This is a genomic window from Achromobacter semiaridum (assembly GCF_053543755.1).
In genome coordinates this window covers 45,861-62,075 of sequence record NZ_JBLVOL010000104.1, presented here as the reverse complement: position 1 = coordinate 62,075, position 16,215 = coordinate 45,861, and the positions used below count along the sequence as shown (strand labels likewise).

Here is a 16,215-nt window from a genome sequence, read left to right as displayed (position 1 = left end):
GCGATGGCTCCAGGTCAGGATGACGGCCGTGGCCCAGGCGCCGATCACGGCAATCGGCAGCCAGACGAAGCCGGCGCGGCCCGCGTCGAAGTACAGCCAGGCGTCCAGCAGGTCGTCGCGCATCAACTCGGGCGACCCCCCGCGCCAGATCAGGGCAGCGCCCGCCGCCGCGATCAACAGGCCCGACAAAAAGCGCAGGATCACATCCGGGCCCAGCGCGTAGACCACCGCCGCCAGCAGCAATACAAAGAAGCAGGCGCTGGTGAACGACGTGGAACTGGAGAGCCCGTAGATGATGAGGATCTGGCCCGTGAAGGCCATCGCGGTGCCGCATTGGCGCCAGAACGGTCCGGCGTCGCTGCGCAGCACCGCCACGCCAGCGCCGCACAGCACCAGCCCGGCCACCAGCGCGCCTTCTTCCGACGTCACGATGCCCGAGAACGCCACGAACACCAGCAGCAGCAGGGTAGCCAGCCAGGCGCTCAGGCCCAGCAGGCATTGCACGTACCAGGGCGGTTCGGCATGCGGCTTGGCGGCAGGGGCCAGCTGCACGACAGGGGTGCCGGCATCGCCGGATTCGACCGCGTTGCCGGCCGATGCGGCGGCCGGTTCGGCATCGGCGGCCACCACGGCGGCCCCGGGTTCGGCCGCCAGCTTGCGCAGCCAGCGCGCGGCCAGCACGGCCTCGGCCATGAGCAGGGCGGCCAGGGGCAGCGCGGCCCACACGCCGGGCTCCAGGCGCAGCAACCATTCGCCCACTACACGCAGCGACACGCAGATGACGCCCGCCGCCAGCATCGCCAGAATGACCAGGTCGCGCCGACCGCGCTGATAGTAAAGGCCCAGCCCCAACGTCGCGGCCAACCAGGCAACGCCGTTAAGGGATCCGACGCCGCGCAGGATGAAGTCCCCGAACATCAAGGACAGCACCAGGGCGCTGATGGCGATGGCGGCCAGGACGCGCGGCCCGATCAGCGTGCTGGCCCGCCAGCGTCGCGCCGCCAGTTCCCAGCCCAACAGCAGCGTCAGGTTCAGCGCCGCCATGATGAGGTTGGGCAGGCCCGAGCCGTCATAGATGGCATACCAGGTGAAGACGCGTTCGCCCAACCACAATGCGGCCGCCACATTCAGCACCAGCGCCCACAACAGCCACACCGCCTGGCTGGCCGAGGCCAGCGCCCAGGGCAGCAGCAGAACCGCCCACCAGGCGAACAATTCCCAGGTATCGGCGCCAGTCTGGTAAGTTTGACCCAATAACGCGAGCAAGGCGCCCAGCAAAATGCCGGCCAATGCCAGAAGCGCGCCGGGGATGCTGCGCCGCACGCCAGGCGAGGCCCGCAGGCGCAAACCGGCCCAGGCCGCAGCCAATGCCGAGATCGCCAGCAAACCCTGCGTGCCGGCAAAGCGTTGCACTTTTGTCATGTCTTGCCAGTTGGCGGCAAGCCAGCAAATCGCAGCGCTGCCCAGCAGCAAAACGCCTAGCCACAAGGTGCTTCGCGCCAAGAATTGACGCCAAGCGTGCAGTTCGGATCCCGCTTGCCTTTCAGTGCCGACTTGCATCTGGCGAATCTCCGATCTTATTATCCGCGCTACTAAGGCGGGACTACCGCCACTGGATACACATGAATAAAACGCTGATTATTGCCGAGAAGCCCTCGGTGGCCCTTGATATATCACGCGCCTTGGGAGGCTTTGCGCGCGAGGGCGACTATTTTGAAAGCGAACGTTACGTACTCGCGTCCAGCATCGGCCATTTGCTGAGCTTGGTCGCGCCCAATGATCCGGTCAAGGGAAAGTGGAGCTTCGCGCACCTGCCCGTGATTCCGCCGGAATTCGAACTGGGCCCCACCGACAAGAAGTCGGCGGAGCGCCTGAAGCTGCTGGTTCGCCTGGCCAAGCGCAAGGACGTGGATTCGATCATCAACGCCTGTGACGCGGGACGCGAGGGCGAACTGATCTTCCGCTACATCATTCAGTATGCGGGCGTGAAAAAGCCGATTCAGCGCCTCTGGCTGCAATCGATGACGCAGGCCGCCATCCGCGAAGCCTTTGCCAACCTGCGCGACGACGTGCAGCTCAAGCCGCTGGAAGCGGCCGCCCGCTCGCGCGCTGAAGCCGACTGGCTGGTAGGCATCAACGGCACGCGCGCCATGACCGCCTTCAACAGCAAGGACGGCGGCTTCTTCAAGACGCCGGTCGGCCGGGTGCAGACGCCCACACTGGCCATCGTGGCCGAGCGCGAAGAGCGCATCCGCCGCTTCGTGCCGCGCGACTACTGGGAAGTGCGCGCCACCTTCATCGCCGCCGCCGGCCTGTACGAAGGCCGCTGGATCGACCCGCAATTCAAGAAAGACGACCGCGACCCGGAAAAGCGCGAATCGCGCCTGTGGTCCGCCGCCGCCGCCCAGAGCGTGGTGGCAGCCTGCCGCGACCAGCCGGGCAACGTCACTGAAGAATCCAAGCCGTCGACCCAGATGTCGCCGGCCCTGTACGACCTGACGTCGTTGCAGCGCGAGGCCAACGGCCGTTTCGGCTTTTCGGCCAAGACCACGCTGGCCCTGGCGCAGACCCTGTACGAACGCCACAAGGCGCTGACCTATCCGCGTACCGATTCCCGCTATCTGCCCGAGGACTACATCACCACGGTGCAGGAAACCATGCGCGCGCTGGCCAAGGGCGGCTCGAACGCCGTGGGCGGCCTGGCCCGCCACGCGGACACCGTCGTCAGCCAGCAGTGGGTGAAGCCAAACCGCCGCATCTTCGACAACAAGAAGGTGTCGGATCACTTTGCCATCATTCCCACGCTGCAAATCCCGCATGACCTCAGCGAGGCCGAGGCCAAGCTGTACGACCTGGTGCTCAAGCGCTTTCTGGCCGTGTTCTTCCCGGCCGCCGAATACCGCGTCACCACCCGCCTGACCGAAGTGCAGGGGCATCGCTTCCGCACCGACGGCAAGGTGCTGGTCACGCCGGGCTGGCTGGCCGTGTACGGCAAGGAAGCCCAAGGCGAAGACGCCAACCTGGTGCCGGTTGCCGACGGCGAAACGGTGCGCACGGAAGACGTCGAAGCCGTCGGCCTGTCGACCAAGCCGCCCGCCCGCTTCAACGAAGGCACCTTGCTGTCAGCCATGGAAGGCGCCGGCAAGCTGGTGGACGACGAAGAGCTGCGCGAAGCCATGTCCGAACGCGGGCTGGGTACGCCGGCCACGCGGGCTGCCATCATCGAAGGCCTGCTCAACGAGGTGTATTTGCGCCGTGAAGGCCGCGACCTGGTGCCCACCGCCAAGGCGCGCCAGCTGATGACGCTGTTGTCGGGCCTGGACGTGACCGAACTGACCTCGCCAGAACTGACCGGCGAATGGGAACACAAGCTCAAGCAGATCGAGCAGGGCGGCCTGGGCCGTGAGGCCTTCATGCGCGAGATTGCGCAGATGACCCAGGTGATCGTCAAGCGCGCCAAGGAATACGAGCGCGACACGGTGCCGGGCGACTACGCCACCTTGCAAACGCCGTGCCCCAAGTGCGGCGCGGTGGTCAAGGAAAACTATCGCCGCTTCGCCTGCACCGCCTGCGATTTCTCGATCGGCAAGCACCCGGGCGGCCGCACGTTCGAACTGCCGGAAGTCGAAGAGCTGCTGGCCAAGCGCGAGATCGGTCCGCTGCAAGGCTTCATCAGCAAGATGGGCCGTCCGTTTGCAGCCATCCTGCGCATCAGCGACGAGTACAAGCTGGAGTTCGACTTCGGTCAGAACGACGAAGACGATACCGAGGCGGTGGACTTCTCGGGCCACACGCCGGTCGGCCCCTGCCCCAAGTGCCAGTCGCGCGTGTTCGAGCACGGCATGAGCTACGTGTGCGAGAAGTCGGTCGGGCCTGAAAAGACCTGCGACTTCCGCTCGGGCAAGGTCATCCTGCAACAGGAGATCTCGGCCGAACAGATGGGCAAGCTGCTGAACACCGGCCGCACCGACCTGCTGGACGGCTTTGTGTCCAGCCGCACGAACCGCAAGTTCAAGGCTTTCCTGGTGCGCCAGCCCGACGGCAAGATCGGCTTCGAATTCGAGCCGCGTCCTGAAAAGCCGGGCCGCGCGCCGTCCAAGACCGCCTCGAAAACGGCAACGAAGACGGCGACGAAGCCCGCAGCGAAAAAAGCGCCCGCCAAGAAGGCGGCGGTGAAGAAAGCGGCAACCAAGACAGCCACTAAGACGGCCACCAAGACCGCCGCCAAAAAGGCAGTCAAAAAGGCCGCGCCGAAGAAAACCGCTTCGTAGCGGGAATCCGGCGCGACGAAAAGGGCGGAACCATCCGCCCCGATCACGCCCGGTCCCCAACCCGGTCACCCCTTGCCGACCCACGCCCGGACAACCCGGGCGTTTTCCATTGTTGGGCCGCACACGCTGGGGTATTGTTTACGCCAAACAGCGCCACCCAAAAATCAATCCGAGGACGACATGATCCACAGCCCCCGCTTCACCACGCGCCGCCGCATCCTGACCTCCGCCGGCGCCTTGGCCGGTGTGGCCCTGCTTGACGGGCGCGTCGCGTTTGCCCAGCCCAAGCTGGGCCGCGTCGTCTACGGGCAGGGCAGCATCGACCCCTTTTTCGCGGCCGGCTACGTGGCGCTGAAGAAGGGCTACTTCACCGAAGGCGGCCTGGACGTTGAATACCTGAATTCGCAAAGCGGCCCGCGCACCAACCAATTGCTGGCGGCCGGCCAGATCGTGTTCGGCGCCACCGCCGCCACCGCCGCGCCCGCGCTGACCATTGCCGGCAAAGCCGCCACGCTGGTGTTCGGCTTTGACCGCAAGCTGACGTACGCCAACATCATCGTGCGCCGCGAAGACTTCGAAAGCGGCAAGATCAAATCGTTGAAAGACCTGGCCGGCAAGCGCGTCGGCGCCACACAACCGCAGTCCAGCACCTGGCTGATGGCGCTGTACCTGATGCAGAAAGCCGGCGTGGCGGACAAGGTCGACATCCGCCCCCTGGGCGATCTGGCCACGATGCTGGGCGCGTTGAAGACGGGCTCGGTATCCGCCAGCATGGCCACCATGTCCATGATGGAACAGGCCCGCCAGGAAGGCTGGGGCGTGCCCATTTTCGACGCCACCACCGAGGCGTCGTGGAACGAATTCATGGGCGGCGACGTGCCCGGCATTGCCGCGCTGACCCTGCAAGACACCATCCAGAAGCGCCCGGAAGTGGTGCAGGCCTTCGTCAGCGCAATGGTCAAGGCGCAGGACTTCATCACCGCCACGCCGGCCTCGGGCATTGCCGACGTGATCTACGACGACTACCTCAGCGCGTTCCCGCGCGCCGCCATTGAGAAGACATTGGGCGTCTACAAAGACACGGTGTTCCTGAAAGACAACATCATCACCGAAGACGCGTACAACCGCATGACGGCCATCATGGGCGACGGCCGCCAGTTTTCCAATGACGAAATCAAGACCGTGCCCTATGCCAAATGCGTGGACATGAGCTTCGTGCGCAAAGCGCGGGGCCTTTGATGATTACGCTGGACAAGGTCGGCAAGGCGTACCAGTCACGCCAGGGCACGACGCATGCGGTGGGCGACGTCAGCCTGAGCATCGAAGCGGGTGAATTCGTCTCGATCGTCGGCCCCTCGGGTTGCGGCAAAAGCACGCTGCTGAACATGATCGCCGGTTTCTTGCGGCCCACCACCGGCACCATTCACGTGGACGGCCGGCAAGTTGACGGGCAGGTGCCTCCTGCGCTGGGCTACATCTTTCAGAAAGACACCTTGCTGCCGTGGTTCAGCGTCAAGAAGAACGTGGCGCTGGGCTTGAAGTTTCACGGCGTGGCCGCCGACAAGATCGCGCAGCGCGTGGCAGAGCTGCTAGCGCTTGGCCACCTGACCGACTTCGCCGACGCCTTCCCGCACCAGCTGTCGGGCGGCATGCGGCGGCGCGTGGCGCTATTGATGAGCCTGGCCGTCGAGCCGCGCATCCTGCTGCTGGACGAGCCCTTTGGCGCGCTGGACACGCACACCAAAACGCACCTGCATCGCGAGCTGATGGAGATCTGGCGCAAGCTGGGCCAGACCATCGTGATGGTCACGCACGACCTGGACGAAGCCATCCTGCTGTCGGACCGGGTGGTGGTGCTGTCCGGCCCACCCAGCCGCGTGCTGCTGGACGAACGCATCCGCATCCCGCATCCGCGCGACGTCTTCACGCTGCGCGAAACGCCGCAATTCGTGGCCCACGTGCAAAGCCTCTGGAGCGTGCTGGGCCAGCAGTTCCGCGCCGCCGCCTGATTCTTCCCGCCCCATGATTCCGACTGAAACCTCAAATTCCTTGCAGGACCAGCTGCGGCTGGACCGCCGCGCCGGCATCAAGCGCCGCGTGCGCATCACGTTGTGGCAGGTGCTGATTCTTGCCATCATTCTTGGGTCATGGGAAACGCTGACGCGCATTCCGTGGTTCACGCAGAACACCTTGTTCGATCCGTTCTTCATCAGCCAGCCGTCGCGCGTGGCGGTGCGTTTGTGGGAATGGCTGCAACCCGGCCCACGCTCGGTCTGGCCGCATCTTTGGCTGACCTTGCAAGCCACGATGGTGGGCCTGGTGGTGGGAGTGGGCAGCGGCTTCATCGTCGGCATGACGCTTAGCCGCAGCCGCTTCCTGGCCGATGTCTTCAACCCGTTCATCGTGGCGTTCAACTCGATGCCGCGCATCGCCTTCGTGCCGCTCATCACCATGTTCTTCGGCCTGGGGCTGGCCTCCAAGGTGGTGACGTCGTGGTTCGTGGTGTTCTTCCTGGTGTTCTTCAACACCTACAAAGGCGGCCGCAGCGTCGAACGTGAACTGGTGGACTTCTGCCGCACGCTGGGCGGCTCGCCGCGCCAGATCCTGTGGCGCGTGCGCATACCCACCGCCGCGGCCTGGACGTTCGCCGCCTTGCCCAACGCTATCAGCTTTGCGCTGATCGGCGTGGTGCTGGCCGAATTCGTCGGGTCGACCACGGGCATGGGCTATCTGATGATCACCGCGCTGGCCACCTTGAACGCCACCGACATGTTCGCGGCCGTGACGCTGCTGTCCATCGTCGGTATCGCGCTGGTTTATTGTGTGACCTGGCTGGAACGGCGGCTGCTGCATTGGGCGCCGGAGTTCAGGGAATGACCATGAAAAATTCGGGACAGCATTGATGAGCACTCTTCCCTATTTACGTAACTTCGACCTGACGGGCCAGGTGGCGCTGATAACCGGGTCCGCGCGCGGGCTGGGCTTTTGCATCGCGCGGGCGTTGGCCGGCTGCGGCGCGCGCGTGTTGATCAACGGCCGCAACAGCGCGGCGGTGGACGCCGCCGTGGCCGAGCTCGCCGACGCGGGCCTGGATGCGCATGCCTTGCCGTTCGACGTCAGCAACGACGCCGACATGGCGCGCGCCTTCCAGCGCATCGACGACGAACATGGCCGGCTGGACGTGCTGGTCAACAACGTGGGCGCACGCAACCGCAAGACGTTGCGCGACACGACGCCGGCCGAAATCCGCGAATTGATCGACACCGATCTGGTGGCCGGCATGCTGCTGGCCAAGTTCGCGGCCGAACGCATGGTGCGCCAGGGCGGCGGACGCCTGATCGCGATCACGTCGGTGGTGGGGGAATTGGCGCGCGCGGGCGACGCCGTCTATCCCGCCGCCAAGCAGGGGCTGACGGGCATGGTGCGCGCGCTGGCGGCAGAATTTGGTGGCCAGCACATCACCAGCAACGCCATCGCGCCGGGCACGTTCGCCACGGAAACCAACGCGGCCATGGTGGCGGACCCGAACTTCGGCCCGCGGATCGCCGCGCGCAATCCAACGGGCCGGTGGGGCGAGCCGGAAGAAATCGCGGGCGCGGCGGTATTCCTTGCGTCACCGGCCGCGTCCTACGTGAACGGACACGTGCTGGTGGTGGACGGCGGCCTGTCGATCCAGTTCTAGGCGATCAGGTCGTCTCGTCCTGGTACCAGACGCCTTCGGCCAGCATCATCTTCTGGTGGCCATGGCCGGCCGGCATCATCGGAAAGCAGTTCTCTTGCGCGGTCACGGCCACGTCAAGAAAGTACGGCCCATCATGCGCCAGGCATTCGGCCAGCGCGGCGTCCAGCTTGGCCGGATCATCCACGCGCGCCGCGCCCCAGCCGAACGCGCGCGCCAGCGCCACGAAGTCGGGCAGCGACGCGTTATAGCTGTGGCTGTAGCGCCCGCCGTGGATCAGTTCCTGCCATTGGCGCACCATGCCCATGTAGCCGTTGTTGCACAGCACCACCTTCACGGGCGTCTGGTGCTGCATGGCGGTGGACAGTTCCTGGATGTTCATCAGCACCGACGCATCGCCGCTGACGCACACCACGGTCTTGTCCGGATGCGCCACCTGCGCGCCGATGGCGGCGGGCACGCCATAGCCCATCGTGCCGGCGCCGCCAGAGGTCAACCAGCGGTTCGGCTTGTCGAAACGCAGGTATTGCGCGGCCCACATCTGGTGCTGGCCCACGTCGGTGGACACGATGGGGTCGCGATCGGCCAGCGCGGCGTTCAGGCTGGACATCAGGTGCTGCGGCAAGATGGCGTCGGCGGCGGGCGTGAAGCCCAGGCAGTCCTGCGCACGCCAGGCCTCGATGCGCTTGAACCACGGCGCCAGGCGCGCGGGCTCCAGCGGTGCGTCGCCCAGTTCTGCACGCAGCGCGCGCACCAGCGGCAGGCAGTCGCCCACCAGCGCCACGTCCACGCGCACCACCTTGTTGATGGAAGCAGGGTCGATGTCGATATGGATCTTGCGCGCGTGCGGGCAAAACTCGGACAGCTTGCCGGTGATGCGATCGTCGAACCGGGCGCCGATGCACACCACCAGATCCGCGTTGTGCATGGCCAGGTTGGCTTCGACGGTGCCATGCATGCCCAGCATGCCGACAAACTGCGGGTCGGACGCGGGGAAGGCGCCCAGGCCCATCAGCGTCAGGGTGCACGGCGCGCCGGTGTGGCGCACCAGATCCGTGAAGGCCTCGCAGGCCTCGGGGCCTGCGTTCACCAGGCCGCCACCGCCGTAGAAGATGGGCCGCTTGGCCTGTGCGACCAACGCGGCGGCGCGGCGCACGGCCGACTGCGGCAACTTGGCCGCCAGCTTGCCCGACTGCCGGCGCGCTCGCAGCGCGGCCAGCTTTTGCTGCGACGGCAGGCCGGGCACGTCGTCGTCCGCATCGCGCGGCACGGCCAGCTGCACGTCTTTAGGAAAGTCCACCAGCACCGGGCCGGGCCGGCCCTGGCGGGTCAGTTCAAAGGCACGCGCCACCACGTTGGCCACGTCGTCCACGGCGCGGATCTGAGTATTCCATTTGGTGACGGAACGCGAAATGCCGATGGCGTCGCATTCCTGAAAGGCGTCGGTGCCGATCGCGGCGGTAGCGACCTGGCCGCTGATGCACAGCACCGGAATCGAATCGCACATGGCGTCCAGCAGGCCGGAGGTGGTGTTGGCCATGCCGGGGCCGGAGGTCACAAAGACCACGCCCGTGCGGCCGGTGCTGCGGGCATAGCCCTCGGCGGCATGCACGGCGGCCTGCTCGTGGCGCACCAGCACGTGGCGCAGGCGCGGCTCGGCGTACAGGGCGTCGTACAGCGGCAGGACCGCGCCCCCCGGGTAGCCGAACACGGTATCGACCCCGTTTGCAATCAGCGTATCGAGCAGAATCTTGGCCCCGTTCGCAAGAGGGGCTTCGGTGGCGGCTAGCGCGGCGGCGGCGGTGGGGTGCAGGCGATCGTTCATGCTATCTATCTTATTCGTAGGCGCGCAGAATTTTTATCTTCTTTTCCACGAATACGGGTCTGCCGGAGTAAATTCATCTTTGATTTGGAGGAATCAAAGAAAATGAACCTGGACAAGTTTGACCTCGCCATTTTGAAGGTGCTGCAAGAGAACGCGCGCGCCAGCTTGAATGAGATCGGTGCGGCGGTGGGCCTGTCGTCTACCCCGTGCTGGAATCGCATCAAGCGGATGGAGGGCGCCGGCGTCATCCGCGGGTACACCGTGGACATCGACCCGGCCAGCCTGGGGTTCATGGACACGGTCATCGTCCACGTCACGCTGGAAAGCCACAGCGAAGAAACCTTATACGAGTTCGGCCGCGCGCTGGCGGCCATTCCCGAAGTGCTGGAAGCATTTCTGGTGTCGGGCGACTACGACTATTACATCCGCATCGCCGTGCGCGATACGCGCGACTACGAACGGCTGCTGCGCGAACAGCTGTACCGCATCCCTGGCATCCGCCACAGCAAGTCCTGCTTCGTGCTGCGGCGCTTGAAAGAGACGATGCTGCCGCTGACCGGGCCGGTCAGCTGAGGCGTCGTCAGCGCAGCACGTAGTCCTGCGGCACAGCCGGTTCCGGTAGCGGGCGCACGCCCAGGCCTTCCAGCAGGTCGATCTCGATCACGCGGGCCAGCGCCGACAAAGGCAGGTCGTTTTCTTCCAGGCCGAAGGGGTCTTCAAGCTCGTCGCCCAACGCGTCCAGCCCGAAGAAGGTATAGGCAATGATGATGACCGCCACGGGCGTCAGATATTCCAGCGTGCCCACCAGCCCGAAGGGCAGGAGCAGGCAGAACAGCCATGCCGTGCGATGCAGCAGCAAGGAATACGCAAACGGACAGGGCGTGAACTTGATGCGTTCGCAGGCGGCCTGGATGGCGGCGCACTGGGCCACGCGTTGGGTCAGGCCCTGGTAAAGAATGTCGCTGAGTTCGCCGCGCCGCAGGCAGCCGGCCAGATCGCGGTTAATGGCCATGAGCAGGGCGTCGGGCACGTTGCGGCAACCGGCCAGCGTATCCAGCTCGTCTTGTTGCACCCAGGGGCGCACCGCATCAACCATATCTTGCCCGCGCAGCCGCGCCGCCAGGCCATAGCCAAAGCCGATGCAGCGCCGTACCAGCCGTTCCTGGATGGGGTTGGCCGTGCTGGCGGCCAGCAGCACCGCGCTTTCGCGCGCCAGGCTGCGCGCCTGCACGATCAGGTCGCCCCACTGCTTGCGGGCTTCCCACCAACGGTCATAGCAGACGTTGTTGCGAAACCCCATGAACACCGACAACGCCAGCCCGAACAGCGAAAACGGCACCGCCGTCAGGTGCGCGGGCGAGAACCACTGGCGGTGGTACATCCACACCACCACGCAGGACAACAGCGTGATGACGATGATCCTGCTGAGAATGCGCGGGATGATGGAACCCCGCAACACAAAGAACAAACCCAACGCGGAAGGCCGCGGACGGACGATCATGATGAATATCAAGTAAAGACAAGGCGGCGCTCACTATACGCCTGTCATCCGTGTCACCGGCGCGTCGATATAATTCTGTTTCGTCTCATCCCCCCACCGTCTCGCCCCACGCCTCCATGACCACCGAAGCCACCCCGATCAAGCCCTGGCACGTCGTTCGCCGCTCGAAGTTGCATGGCAACGGCGTCTTCGCCGCTCGCAAGATCCCCGCGGGCACGCGCATCATCGAGTACGGCGGCGCGCGCATCAGCGCCAAGGAAGCCGACCGGCGCCACCCGACCAACCCGGACGATCCGTTTCACACGTTCTTCTTCGCGCTCAGTTCCGGCCGCGTGATCGACGGTGGCGACGAAGGCAACGACGCGCGCTGGATCAACCATTCCTGTCAGCCCAACTGCGAAGCGCAGGAAGGCAAGCACGGCAAGCGCGTCTACATCGTTGCCTTGCAGGACATCCCGCGCGGCACCGAGCTGTCGTATGACTACGGACTGGTGCTGGACGGCCGCATCACCAAGGCGCTGAAAGAGGGCTACCGCTGCCTGTGCGGCACCCCGCCTTGCCGAGGCACGATGCTGGCGCTGCCGAAAAAGGCGGCGAAAAAGGCGGCGAAGAAGGCAACGAACACGACGACGACGAAAAAGGCGACGACGACGAAAAAGGCCCCGACCAAGGCGGCCCCGGCCGACAAGTCCGTCCCCTGAAGGCCTTCGTACGCGGCCCCGCCCGGCCTGTTCCACCGCTCGCGCGGACAGGCGTACAATCGCCGATGTCGTTAACACGACATGCAGTACGTCTTCAGGGCGGGGTGTAATTCCCCACCGGCGGTATGCCATGCAATGTGGCAAGCCCGCGAGCGCCCGGCGTCCTTCACGGACATCGGGGTCAGCAGATCTGGTGAGATGCCAGAGCCGACGGTCATAGTCCGGATGAGAGAAGATGTGCCGGCACAACACCCCGTCACCAGGCGCGCTTGCGCCTGGAACGTTGTATTGCGCTTGGCTGTCGATTAGCCCTGAAACGTTTTTCGCCCCCTTCATTTTGCGAGAGCGTTTCAATGTCCAACCTCAATACCCCGCAGTCCCTGCCCAGCCTGGCTTCGCAACCGTTCGCCGCCCGTTTGCAGCGCGCGCTGCATCATCTGCGCCTGGGCCGTCCCGTCATCCTCATGGACGACTTCGATCGCGAGAACGAAGCCGACCTGATCGTCGCCGCCGACAAGCTGACCGTGCCGGTCATGGCGCAACTGATCCGCGACGGCAGCGGCATCGTCTGCCTTTGCCTGCCCGGCGAAACGCTGGACCGCCTGGAACTTGCGCCCATGGTCACGCGCAACCAAAGCCGCTTCGCCACCGCATTCACCGTGTCGATCGAGGCGCGCGACGGCGTCAGCACCGGCGTGTCCGCCGTGGACCGGGTCACCACCATCCGCGCGGCGATTTCGCCGACCGCGCAAAGCGAAGACATCGTCAGCCCCGGCCACGTGTTCCCGCTGCGCGCGCAGCCCGGTGGCGTGCTGACGCGACGCGGCCACACCGAAGGCTCGGTTGATCTGGCCGTGCTGGCCGGCCTGCGCCCCGCCGGCGTGCTGTGCGAACTGATGAACCCCGACGGCACCATGATGCGCGGCGCGTCGCTTGAGCGCTACGCTGCCCAGCACGGCCTGGTCGCGCTGACCATCGCCGAACTAGCCGAGCACCTGCAACTGCTGAAAGACGGTCACACACAGCCCGTGGACGACGAAGTGCTGGAAATGGCCGCCACGGTCTGACGTCGGGCATTGAGAAAGAGTGCGTGAAAAGGGCGTGGCGATCTGACACCATCGCGACAGAATTTGTCGATGGCATAATCCGCGCTTGCGGGTAAAAAACCAGATTGCCTGCCGTAAATTCCATGAGCCATTGCTCAGGTTTGATACTCGCCTTTCAACGCATCCATGACCGCCATTCCCCAGCCCCGAAAATCGCCGCGCCAGCTCCGTTCCCAGCACACCGTCGATACGATCCTGCAAGCGACGGCTCGCGTTCTGGCCACGCACGGCTACGCGGGCACCAACACCAACCTGATCGCTGAAACGGCGGGTGTCAGCGTCGGCTCGCTGTATCAGTACTTTCCGAACAAGAACGCGCTGATCGCGGCGCTGCACCAGCGCCATGACAACCAGATGCTGGACGTCATCGACGATGTGCTCAACAGCAACCCCGCCGCGACGCTGAAAGAACGCGTGGCCGCCATCGTGCAGGCCATGTTGCACGCGCACCTGCTGGAACCCGCGCTGCACCGCGTGCTGGAACGGGAATTTCCCTTGTTCGACACGCCGCGCGAACACAGCATGGCCGATCAGGATATCCACCGCCGCATGCGGCATCTGCTGGAACTGCACCGGGCCGAAATCGCACAGCAGGATCGCGATCTGGCGACCTATGTGGTGCTGCGCATCATGGAATCGCTGGTGCACGCGGCGGCGCTGGAGCCGCCCGCGGGCTTTTCCACCAAGCAGCTGGAAGAGGCCGTGGTGGATGCGGTGATGGGGTATCTGGGGACGCCGGTGGCGAGGAAGGTGGCGCGCAAGAAGGTGGCGAAGTAAGCGGCCGCGACTGGCCCTATTACCGGCCCCCGCTGGCGTCCTGCGCCATGCGGGCCAGGCAATCGGAAGCCTTGCCCACCACGATGCGCGCGCTGCATGCCAGCATCAGGTTCAGGTTCAAGCCGAAGTCTTCCACCGTGTAGCCATCGGCGTCGACCATGCGCGCGGCGCCGTCATCGGCCGCCGCCCCCACCGCCACCTGATCGATCAGCGAGCCCGCCTGGCTGGTATAGCCCCATACCGGCTTGCCGCAGGCGATGGCGTAGCCCACTTCGAAGGCCGTGCCCGAATCCGGCTCAGTACCCCGAAACGCGTTCAGGTTGGCCATCACCATGTCGGCACGTCGGATCAGCGCGACGTTCTCGCGGTAGATCCACTGTGCCAGTGCCGCACCCGACAAGTCTTGCGGCGCCGTATTGTCCAAGGGAAAAAGCCCCTCGAAGCCGTACGTGGCGCACAGGGCCTTGAGCCGCTGGCCATGCGCCACGGCATCGGGCAGGAAGACGTCGAACCCCGCAAGATACACGCTGCGCATAGGGGCTACTCCGGTTCTGAAACGTTGAAGGGCTGGCCAGTGGCAAAGAACGAACCGCCCGCCACATAGTGAATCGAACGGCGCTCGTCTTCGGGGAAGTGCCAGCGGTTTTGCGAGAACACATCGGGCGCGGCCCAGGCGGCAACGACCTCGCCGATGAACAGATCATAAGCCTGCTGGTTGTGCGGTTCGGGCACCACCTTGCATTCCAGCCAGCCCAGGCAATCGCTGACCAGCGGCGCGCCGATCTTGCTGGCGGCAAATGTGGTCAGCCCGCAGTGCTCGAATTTGTCTACGCCGCGGCCTGTTTCAGAGCCCACCTTCAAGGTGGCGGCAGCTTGCGCGCGCGAGGGTATGCACAGCGCGAATTCGCCCGATGCTTCGATGAGTTCGCGCGTGTAGGTGTTCTTGTCCACCACCACCAGCATCTTGGCCGGGTTGAAATCCAGCGGCATGGCCCACGCGGCCGCCATCACGTTGCGCGATGCGCCATGGGCACTGGTGACCAGCACGGTGGGGCCGTGGTTCAACAGCAGGTAGGAACGGGGCAGCTCTACGGCTTCGATGCGTGACATGGCGGCCTTGTTAGAACATGCCGTTCTGATTGGCGGGGTTCTCGGGAATTTCCTGGCTGACGTCCCAGTGTTCGACGATCTTTCCTTTGTTGACCCGGAAAATGTCAACGATGGCCTGGCCGCGATCCTCAGGCGAATCACGCCACTGATTGTGGATCACCACCAGATCACCCTCGGCGATCACCCGCTTGATGTCGACGATGGCCTGCGGATGCTGGTCGAAATAAGGCGGAAAGAAATCGACCATGGGGCTGACGCCATCGCGCATGTACGGGTTGTGCTGCACATAGTTGGGGCTGACGTACAGGCGCACGGCCTCGTCGATGTCGCGGTCCTGGAACATCATGCGAAAAAACGCAACGACGATCTCCTTGTTCGACTGCGGCGCGGCCGCCAGCGCCGGCACGCAGGCCAGGCTTTGAGACGCGAGCAGCACACAGGCGGCCAAGGATTTGCACTTCATACGCATACGGACAACTTCTGGATACGCCGGCTGGCGGCCTGCCAGTTTACAAACAAAACGGCGGGTTCCGGCAGGCTTGCACAATTGAAAAAGGAGCCCTTGACGGGCTCCCAAGTACCTTGGCGGCAGTGGCCGGCGGCCGCTTCAGTAGCCGACGGTGTAGCGTCGGCGCGCATGCTGGGAAGTTTCGATTTCGTCGGCCAGCGCAATCGCGTAGTCCTCCATCGAAATCCAGCTCTTGCCTTCGTCGTCAGCCAGCAGGTGGTCTTCGCCCAGGCGGAAGCTGCCGGTGCGCTCGCCCGGCTCGAACATTGCCGAGGGCGACAGGAACGTCCAGTTCAGCACCTTTTCCTGGCGCAGCGTGTCCAGGAACACGACGCCGGCGCGCGCCTCGGGCTTGTAGGCATCCGGAAATTCAGGGGTATCGATCAGCAGCGTGCCGGGCGCCACCAGCAGGCTGCCCGCGCCGCCCACCACCAGCAGGCGCGGCACGCCCGCGTTCTTCACGGCGGCGATCAGGGGCTTGGCGTCGGTCGACACGAAGCGCGTGGCGCTGACCACCGCATCGTGCCCGGTAAGCAAGGGAGTCAAGGTGGCGGGGTCGGTGGCGTCGCCCTGCTGGACGGTCAACCCGGGTTGGACGTTGACGTCGGCCGGGTTGCGGGCAATGCCCGTTACCTGGTGGCCGCGCTTGAGCAGTTCGTCCGCCACGCGCGAGCCCACACGGCCCGTGATTCCGATCAATGCGATTTTCATGGTCTTGCTCCTGGGAAAGGGGCGGG

Annotated in this window: 16 protein-coding genes and 1 riboswitch; of the genes, 9 read left to right on the top strand and 7 right to left on the bottom strand. The window is 65.1% G+C overall.

The genetic code is table 11. From position 1 onward, the window contains the following. Window positions 1-1,560 (bottom strand): DUF4401 domain-containing protein (locus tag ACNPP0_RS23600; protein WP_448707165.1); only part of this gene is annotated, 1,560 nt, incomplete at its 3' end. Window positions 1,561-1,622: 62 nt separating this feature from the next. Between ACNPP0_RS23600 and ACNPP0_RS23595 the strand changes: the two genes are divergently transcribed. The 5 genes from ACNPP0_RS23595 to ACNPP0_RS23575 all read left to right on the top strand — a co-directional run bounded on the left by ACNPP0_RS23595 (window position 1,623) and on the right by ACNPP0_RS23575 (window position 7,953). Further along, the gene (locus ACNPP0_RS23595) at window positions 1,623-4,271 is read left to right on the top strand and encodes a DNA topoisomerase III (protein ID WP_448707164.1); all 2,649 of its coding nucleotides are present in this window, start codon (window positions 1,623-1,625) and stop codon (window positions 4,269-4,271) included. Between the two features lie 180 nt (window positions 4,272-4,451). Then, window positions 4,452-5,510 carry an ABC transporter substrate-binding protein gene (locus ACNPP0_RS23590; RefSeq protein WP_332609192.1) on the top strand — a complete coding sequence of 353 codons (1,059 nt, stop codon included), beginning with the start codon at window positions 4,452-4,454 and terminating at the stop codon, window positions 5,508-5,510. Next, the gene (locus ACNPP0_RS23585; RefSeq protein ID WP_448707163.1) at window positions 5,510-6,280 is read left to right on the top strand and encodes an ABC transporter ATP-binding protein; all 771 of its coding nucleotides are present in this window, start codon (window positions 5,510-5,512) and stop codon (window positions 6,278-6,280) included. Before ACNPP0_RS23590 ends, ACNPP0_RS23585 begins: the two co-directional genes overlap by 1 nt. Window positions 6,281-6,293: 13 nt before the next feature. Then, a complete protein-coding gene (locus ACNPP0_RS23580; RefSeq protein WP_332609195.1) occupies window positions 6,294-7,148 on the top strand; it encodes an ABC transporter permease in 855 nt (284 codons plus the stop codon). 25 nt (window positions 7,149-7,173) lie between these two features. After that, a complete protein-coding gene (locus tag ACNPP0_RS23575) occupies window positions 7,174-7,953 on the top strand; it encodes an SDR family oxidoreductase (RefSeq protein ID WP_448707162.1) in 780 nt (259 codons plus the stop codon). Window positions 7,954-7,957: 4 nt separating this feature from the next. Here the strand turns inward: ACNPP0_RS23575 and ilvB are convergent, their stop codons facing one another. Further along, window positions 7,958-9,784, bottom strand: a complete 1,827-nt coding sequence (gene ilvB, locus ACNPP0_RS23570; RefSeq protein ID WP_448707196.1) for a biosynthetic-type acetolactate synthase large subunit — start codon at window positions 9,782-9,784, stop codon at window positions 7,958-7,960. Between the two features lie 93 nt (window positions 9,785-9,877). On the opposite strand from ilvB, the gene ACNPP0_RS23565 reads away from it, so the two are divergent. After that, window positions 9,878-10,348: an Lrp/AsnC family transcriptional regulator gene (locus tag ACNPP0_RS23565; RefSeq protein WP_332609197.1), complete on the top strand. Its 471-nt coding sequence runs from the start codon at window positions 9,878-9,880 to the stop codon at window positions 10,346-10,348. Between the two features lie 7 nt (window positions 10,349-10,355). Here ACNPP0_RS23565 and ACNPP0_RS23560 read toward each other — a convergent pair whose 3' ends face one another. After that, a complete protein-coding gene (locus ACNPP0_RS23560) occupies window positions 10,356-11,276 on the bottom strand; it encodes a bestrophin family protein (RefSeq protein ID WP_448707161.1) in 921 nt (306 codons plus the stop codon). Window positions 11,277-11,392: 116 nt separating this feature from the next. On the opposite strand from ACNPP0_RS23560, the gene ACNPP0_RS23555 reads away from it, so the two are divergent. The 3 genes from ACNPP0_RS23555 to ACNPP0_RS23545 all read left to right on the top strand — a co-directional run bounded on the left by ACNPP0_RS23555 (window position 11,393) and on the right by ACNPP0_RS23545 (window position 13,860). Beyond that, window positions 11,393-11,977: an SET domain-containing protein gene (locus ACNPP0_RS23555; RefSeq protein ID WP_448707160.1), complete on the top strand. Its 585-nt coding sequence runs from the start codon at window positions 11,393-11,395 to the stop codon at window positions 11,975-11,977. An 86-nt stretch (window positions 11,978-12,063) separates the two neighbouring features. Continuing rightward, window positions 12,064-12,218, top strand: a riboswitch (FMN riboswitch). Window positions 12,219-12,330: 112 nt separating this feature from the next. Further along, entirely contained in the window at window positions 12,331-13,044 is a 714-nt protein-coding gene (gene ribB, locus ACNPP0_RS23550) for a 3,4-dihydroxy-2-butanone-4-phosphate synthase (protein WP_332609202.1), read from the top strand. A gap of 165 nt (window positions 13,045-13,209) precedes the next feature. Continuing rightward, window positions 13,210-13,860 (top strand): TetR/AcrR family transcriptional regulator, encoded by a 651-nt coding sequence (locus ACNPP0_RS23545; RefSeq protein ID WP_448707159.1) that lies wholly within the window; start codon window positions 13,210-13,212, stop codon window positions 13,858-13,860. Between the two features lie 19 nt (window positions 13,861-13,879). Here ACNPP0_RS23545 and ACNPP0_RS23540 read toward each other — a convergent pair whose 3' ends face one another. The 4 genes from ACNPP0_RS23540 to ACNPP0_RS23525 form a co-directional block, all read right to left on the bottom strand. Beyond that, window positions 13,880-14,395 carry a nucleoside 2-deoxyribosyltransferase gene (locus ACNPP0_RS23540; RefSeq protein ID WP_448707158.1) on the bottom strand — a complete coding sequence of 172 codons (516 nt, stop codon included), beginning with the start codon at window positions 14,393-14,395 and terminating at the stop codon, window positions 13,880-13,882. A gap of 5 nt (window positions 14,396-14,400) precedes the next feature. Beyond that, window positions 14,401-14,970 carry a flavin reductase family protein gene (locus ACNPP0_RS23535; protein ID WP_448707157.1) on the bottom strand — a complete coding sequence of 190 codons (570 nt, stop codon included), beginning with the start codon at window positions 14,968-14,970 and terminating at the stop codon, window positions 14,401-14,403. A gap of 10 nt (window positions 14,971-14,980) precedes the next feature. After that, a complete protein-coding gene (locus tag ACNPP0_RS23530; RefSeq protein WP_448707156.1) occupies window positions 14,981-15,439 on the bottom strand; it encodes a nuclear transport factor 2 family protein in 459 nt (152 codons plus the stop codon). 138 nt (window positions 15,440-15,577) lie between these two features. Next, window positions 15,578-16,189 carry an NAD(P)-dependent oxidoreductase gene (locus tag ACNPP0_RS23525; protein ID WP_448707155.1) on the bottom strand — a complete coding sequence of 204 codons (612 nt, stop codon included), beginning with the start codon at window positions 16,187-16,189 and terminating at the stop codon, window positions 15,578-15,580. Between the last annotated feature and the right edge of the window lie 26 nt (window positions 16,190-16,215).